This is a genomic window from Sinorhizobium sp. CB7, assembly GCF_041357635.1.
In the GTDB taxonomy this organism is placed as follows: domain Bacteria; phylum Pseudomonadota; class Alphaproteobacteria; order Rhizobiales; family Rhizobiaceae; genus Rhizobium.
Window position 1 is genome coordinate 1 of record NZ_JAULLL010000046.1, and the last position, 6,792, is coordinate 6,792.

Consider the following 6,792-nt stretch of genomic DNA (forward strand, 5'->3'; position numbering starts at 1 on the left):
CGCATTGCCGGTGCCGGTGAAGGTGGCTGACCCGGTGTAGGTCAGGTTCTCAATGTTGGCCAGTGCGGCAATCGAGTAGGTCGCAAGCGCCGTCCGGATCTCGTCAGTGCCCGCACCTGCCGCCTCGGTGACCACGTCACTCGCGGCATCCACGATGTAGGTGTCGTTGCCGGCGCCGCCGACCAGCGTATCGGCGCCTGCCCCGCCATCCAGCGTGTCGTTGCCGGCAGCCCCAGTCAGCTTATCGGCTGCCGCTCCGCCCTTGATGATGTTGTCTAGCGCATTGCCGGTGCCGGTGAAGGCGGCTGACCCGGTGTAGGTCAGGTTCTCCACGTTGGCACCCAGTGTGTAGGCCGCCAGGCCCGTCTTTACGGTATCGATACCCTCGTCAGCATTCTCCACGACGATGTCACCGGTGCTGACGACATAGGTGTCGTCACCTGCCGCACCCTTCAGCGTATCGACCCCTGCCCCGCCAGTCAGGATGTTGCTCAGCGCATTGCCGGTGCCGGTGAAGGTGGCTGACCCGGTGTAGGTCAGGTTCTCAATGTTGGCGCCGAGCGTGTAGCTCGCGAGGTAGTACGACTGTACGTACACCGTATCGATACCCTCGTCGGCAGTTTCGGTGACCGTATCCCCGCCATTGTCAACGAAATAGATATCGTTGCCGGTGCCGCCGAAAAGCGCGTCAGCTCCCATGCCGCCATCCAGCCAATCGTCGCCGGCGTCACCAGACAGCGCGTCATTGCCGGACCCGCCAATGATTCTGTTGTCAAGGCTGTTGCCTGCACCGTTGAAGCTGCCGCTGCCCGTGAAGATCAGGTTCTCGACCTGGGCGATCGCCGCTAGCGAATAGCTTGCAAGAGCGGTCGAGATGCCGTCGCTGCCACCGCCGGCAGCCTCGGTCACGACGTCGCCGGCACTGTCGACAACGTAGGTGTCGTTGCCCGCTCCGCCGATCAGCGTGTCGGCGCCCGCCTTTCCATCCAGCCAATCGGACCGTGCCCCGCCAGTGATCACATTGGCCGCAGCGTTGCCAGTGCCGTTGAACGACCCCGTGCCCGTATACGTCAGGTTTTCGACGTTGGTGCTGAGTGTATAACTCGAAGCCGCGGTCCTGACCGTGTCCGTCCCCTCGCCCGCGTTCTCGATCACGACGTCGTTCGCAACATCGACGATATAGATATCGTCGCCAGCCCCGCCCGACATCCGGTCCAATCCGGCACCGCCGTTCAATGTGTCATCGCCGCCACCGCCGGTAAGCGAATCATTTCCGCCATTGCCCCAAAGGGTGTTGTTCACCTCGTTGCCGATAATCGTATCGTTGCCGGAGCCTGCCTGAACATTCTCGATCAGCGATGCAAGGTTGTCGTGATAAAGAAGCGCATTGAAAATGTTACCGCGCGCATAGCCATTATTCGGGCCACCTCCCAGATCGGCCAATTGGCTGTGGGAAAAGACCGAGTAGCCCCCTGGTCGCAGGTCGATTTGAAGGCTGGCGGCATAGGCACTCAGATCATAGGTGTCGACACCGCCGCCGTCCCAGATCGTTGCGAAGATCCTGTTGGCGTCAGGCGTGATGGCCGCGACCCCATTCACATAGGTGACGCCTTCGTTCGGCTTCCACTTATAGACCGTATTGCCACTGTTGGTCGTGTAATCCGCACCATACATTTCCTGCAGGGCGGCGATATCGAGCATCATGAAGGTCTGTGGCGCGCCATTCTGCTCGTATTTGTAGCCAGTCGCACTGTCTCCGACATATGTGCGATAGGTCATGATCGTATATTCGACGGAATCATAGGCGTCGGGCACGATCACCGAATTGCCTGTGTTCGGTTCATGACCATGTTTCAGACCGAGAGCGTGACCCAGCTCATGCGCCAACGTATGGCCTGCGTAGTTGCCGAACTCCGGAAAGCGATAATCATCTGCGGTGCCAGCATATGCGGTCCCGAACCAGATATCGCCGCCGCTGCTTTCAGTACTTGGATAATACGCCCATGCCGTCGGAGGATACCACGACTGTGCAAACCGCACCGATGCGGTGTCCACGCTCCCGGCCACAAAGTTGGCGTTCGTAAATCCTTCTACGGAGAAGCCGTCATTTGCCGTGTTTCCATAGGATTGTTCCATAAGGAACAAGGCAGCAGACTGCTGTTGCGCGGAAATCGATGAGAAGCCGTAATCCTTCTCGCCACTATAGGAGTACGATGTCGAGCTGGTGGGAAACGAATAGGTTATCGTGCTATCCCAGGCATAGCCGCTGAGAAGCCCGTCAATTTTCTGATCCCCCGTCAAGCTGACGTTCTTTGTGGGAGTAATGATGCCCGTCATGAAATCACCGCTTGCTTATGCCGCCTTACCATGCGTTGGGTCGGTTCGCCTCCCCACACGCACGACGCTCGGTTGAAATTGAAGTCAGGTCCGGCCGCACAGCCCCGCCGGAAGCGGGCCGCCGACAAACCTCACAGTTTGTTTCCTGCGCTGCGCTAGTAAGCAAAGCACTTCAAGAGTATATTTTGCTGTAAACACGCCTTTTAGCCCTCGAATTCAGGATCAGCCTTATAACTTACTCACAGAACGAGAAATGTACCGCAGTCGCAAGACATTCATAGCCATTAAATTGTGACAATCCTTCATCGCTCATGGAGCGCCTCGTCACTCACCTCAACCAATGGCGAAAACACATACTCTAATATTCTGCGCTGGCCCGTGCGCACCTCGGCAACAGCCGCCATGCCTGGTGACAATTTGACATCTGCACCGTCAGCTTGAATGTGATCGGCTGCGAGGCGCAGCGTAACAGGAAAGACCAAATTCTGTGTTCGCTCCGCACCACCAAAGGCTGTCCCTGACTGCCTGGCGATAGGGTCCCCCTCACGACGGGCTGCGTCTGGCTCCGGGATGGCATCAGCCGCGACCTTCACGACAACAGCTGAAACCGTGCCGTAGCGGGTGAACGGAAAGGCCTCAAGTTTCACGACGGCTTCCTGGCCCACTCTGATGAAGCCAATGTCCTTGTTCGGCATATAGACTTCAAGCTCGAGCGCGCTGTCTTCCGGTACGATCCGCATCAGGTCCTGGCCAACGGTGACCACCTGCCCGAGCCCGGTGACCGACGAGGATTGCACAGTTCCATCGATCGGACTGCGCAACGTCATCTGCTCGAGAGAATTCTTTGCCTTCGCCAGACGCTGCTCCAATTCGTCGACGCGACGCTCGGCGTCGCCAAGCCTGTCAAGCTGATCGCTTAGAAAGGCGCGTTCTGCTTTCCGTTTCTCCTTGGCGAAGACATCGATTACAGCCTCGGCGTCAGCAAGCTGACCCTGCCGTATTGCCAACTGCGTCACCTGTTCCTTCATCGTCTCTGTTGCATCGATGACGCTTGCCATTGTGCCGGCATCCTTCAAAGCAAGTGTGCTGCGCATCGTCACACGCTCCTTGAGGGTCTCAACGAGGGATTCCTGCGCGGCCACTGTCACTTTGAGCCGTTCACGCTCCACTTCCTTCTGATGCTGCTGCGCGTCGAGTGAGGCGATAGTCGCGTAATATTGCTCGATATCGCCTCGAAGAATGCCATTCTCGCGTTGCTGCAGCTCAAGACCAGTACCCTTCTCCCAGTTGACTTCCGGAACCGACCCCGCCGCTGGTTGCGAACGCACGAACTGGATGGCAATTCTGCGGCGCTGAACCTCCGCCTTAACGGATGCAAGGCCCTTTGCGGCGTCCCTTTCGTCTGCGAGAGCGTCCGTCGGATCAAGTTCGAGCAGAATGTCAGCCCGGCGTACATGGTCGCCGTTTTGTGGCGGCAGCGCCTTCACCTTGCCCGTCAGCAACGGCTGCACGACCTTGACGCGGCCAGTCGGCTGTATCTTGCCTTGCGCTGCAGCGATAATGTCGATGCGGCCGAGATAGGACCAGATCAGCGCGACGGTGGTGAACAGACAGATAGTCAGGATCAGCACCATGCGTATGGGCGATGGTGGCGTTTCCAGAACTTCAAGGGCTGGCGCCAGAAATTCGTGATCCGCGCGCGTTGCGGGCCGTCGTGGAAGACCCAAATAGCGAGAGGCGTTGGCGACTGAGCTCATGCCGCTCCCCTGTCGTTCTGCAACGCCCAAAGACGCGAATAGAGGCCATCTGGCCGACCCAACAATTCGTCATGGCTGCCGACCTCAGCGATCCGGCCGTCGGTAACGCCGATGATCCTGTTGCATGGCCGGACCGCAGCAAGTCGGTGCGCGATGATAATCACCGTTCGGCCATTGGCGATCTGACCCATGTTCGTCTGAATGACCCGCTCGCTTTCGTAGTCAAGCGCACTGGTTGCCTCATCGAAAATCAGTATTGGCGGATTGGTCGCAAGAGCCCGGGCAATAGCTATCCTCTGGCGCTGGCCACCGGAGAGGTTTGCGCCGCGCTCCTCTATCATCGTGTCATAGCCCTGCGGTAGCCTTGTGATGAATTCATCGGCGCCGGCGAGCCTAGCAATAGCAATGACTTGAGCCCGCTGCATCGCCGGGTTTGAAAAAGCGATGTTGTCATGAATCGTGCGGTTGAACAAAAGGTTCTCTTGGAGAACCACTCCTATGTGGCTCCGAAGCCAGGCGGGATCGAGTTGCGAAAGGTCCGCCCCGTCGAGAAGCACCTGCCCCTCCTCCGGAATGTAGAGGCGTTGGACGAGCTTGGTCAGGGTCGACTTTCCAGAACCGGAAGCGCCGACAATGCCGATCACCTCTCCGGGCCTGAACTCAAGTGATACGTTTTTCAGGACTTCCGGGGAACCGGGCCGATAGCGGAAGGTGACATTTCGAAATTCGATATGCCCCCTTGGCGCCGGCAACGACAAGCGAGCGCCAGGCTGACGCTCCATCGGCGTGTTCAGAATGTCACCAAGCCGATCAACGGAGATCTGCACCTGCTGAAAATCTTGCCACAGTTGGGAAAGCCTCAAGACCGGCTGGGTGACCTGACCGGCAATCATGTTGAAGGCAACTAGCGAGCCAACCGACAGCTCGCCATCGATGACAGCCTTGGCGCCGAAGAGAAGAAGAGCTGCCGTCGAAAGCTTGCTGACATATTGAATCGCGTTTTGTCCGCCAGCGCTAAGCAGCGTCGTATCAAAAGCTGTCCGCACGTAAGCTGCAAGCTTCTCCTCCCACTGTGCCTGCATCACCGGCTCCACCGCGGCAGATTTGACCGTGTGGACACCGACGATCGCTTCGACGAGGAACTGCTGGCTCGCAGCACCTCGATTGAATTTCTCCTTGACGAATTCGCGAAGTGGTGGCCTGACGGTCATACCGATCAGGATGTAGATCGGGATCGCGGCAATGACGATCAGCGTCATGCCCCACGAATAAGCGAAAAGAACCGCGATGAAGACAAAAGTGAAAATGACATCAAGTGCCGAGAAAAGTCCCTGGCCGGTCAGAAATGCACGGATAGTTTCAAGCTCGCGCACCCTCGCAACGGTCTGGCCTGCAGAGCGGGTCTCGAAATAGCCAAGAGGCAGCCGCAGAAGGTGATGAAACAGCCGTTGCCCAAGTTCGACGTCGATCCGGTTCGTCGTGTGCGCCAACGCATAGGTTCTGAGATATTGAAGCACGACATCGAAGAGGCCAATGATCGCAATGCCTGCGACCAGCACAAAAAGTGTCGAGTAGCCTTTGTGTGTCAAAACCTTGTCGACCACCACCTGAAAGAACAAGGGTGTGACAAGCGCAAATATCTGAATAAACAGCGAGGCAAGCAGAACATGTGCGAGTGGCTTGCGGTATCGCCAGATCGACGGCAGGAACCATTTAAGGCCGAACTCTCTGGGATCGGATCCTTCACCGCCGATCCGCCGGCCGACGAGGATCACGCGCGAGCCGATTTCCTCCAATATATCCGACGGAGCGATTTCGTGATCAACACGCGTTATCGGATCGACGAGCCTGTACTTTCCGGAAGGATCCAAACCGCCCAGCACTTGAAAGGAGCCGCTGCGCATTTTGACGATTGCTGGAACTGGCATCGATCGAAGGCGGTGTTCCGTGACCTTCTCCACGACACGCGCCTTGAGGCCGATGATCTTGGCTGCTCGCTGGATGTCGATGGCTTCGGATGCACGCCCCTTCAGCGCCAGGTCGTGCTGAAGCTGGACTGGGTCAGCGGCAATCCGGTAGAACGCAGCGATACCGCAAAGCGCACGAAGACCGGAGTCGTGATGCTGCGGACCGATGCCATCCATACCCGAAGTCATTTTCCCGTAAGTTGCAGATCGGCCCGCACCTGCGGCGGCGGACCGTTCACTTTGAACCCTTTGTCCACGTTGTAGCTGACTCAGAGCTACAACACCATTGAGATATTAGCGCTCACAAGACTTCGGCATGGTTGTGGCTGAGAAATCACGAAAGACGACTAACAGAAGCTTGACTCGCTTCCGTCTGGGCATGACGTCCTCGCTCAAAATACGAGGTGAAAATGATAGGTGTTTGATCCCGGATTTTAATGGTGCGATCTTCTCGCAAGCCTGGAGAGATTCGCTATGGGACAAATTCTACACGGGAGCTCCACGACGACAGAGGCGATCCGTCGAGCAATACAAAATAGTCAAGAGAGCCTGGGAGCCCTATGGAAGCGTTACAGGATCAATCAGAAGACGGTTGCGAAGATGAAGTCTTCGCGCCAGCGATAGCTGTTTCCAGAGACGCAAAAGCCCGCCAGGTGGCGGGCCATTTTGTTTGTGATTTGGTTGCGGGGGCAGGATTTGAACCTGCGGCCTTCAGGTTATGAGCCTGACGA

Annotated in this window: 3 protein-coding genes and 1 pseudogene; 1 reads left to right on the forward strand and 3 read right to left on the reverse strand. The window is 57.5% G+C overall.

Annotation, left to right across the window (positions count from 1 at the left end):
- From AAE029_RS35990 to AAE029_RS36000, 3 genes are all read right to left on the reverse strand, one after another.
- The coding region (locus tag AAE029_RS35990; RefSeq protein ID WP_371077731.1) for a M10 family metallopeptidase C-terminal domain-containing protein at positions 1 to 2,337 on the reverse strand (2,337 nt) is incomplete at its 3' end.
- 302 nt (positions 2,338 to 2,639) lie between these two features.
- Positions 2,640 to 4,094, reverse strand: a complete 1,455-nt coding sequence (locus AAE029_RS35995) for an HlyD family type I secretion periplasmic adaptor subunit (RefSeq protein WP_371077732.1) — start codon at positions 4,092 to 4,094, stop codon at positions 2,640 to 2,642.
- Positions 4,091 to 6,238 (reverse strand): type I secretion system permease/ATPase, encoded by a 2,148-nt coding sequence (locus AAE029_RS36000; RefSeq protein WP_371077733.1) that lies wholly within the window; start codon positions 6,236 to 6,238, stop codon positions 4,091 to 4,093. The genes AAE029_RS35995 and AAE029_RS36000 overlap by 4 nt, the downstream gene beginning before the upstream one ends.
- Before the next feature lie 297 nt (positions 6,239 to 6,535).
- Here AAE029_RS36000 and AAE029_RS36005 point away from each other — a divergent pair.
- A pseudogene (locus tag AAE029_RS36005) lies at positions 6,536 to 6,667 on the forward strand (IS481 family transposase); the annotation flags it as partial.
- Between the last annotated feature and the right edge of the window lie 125 nt (positions 6,668 to 6,792).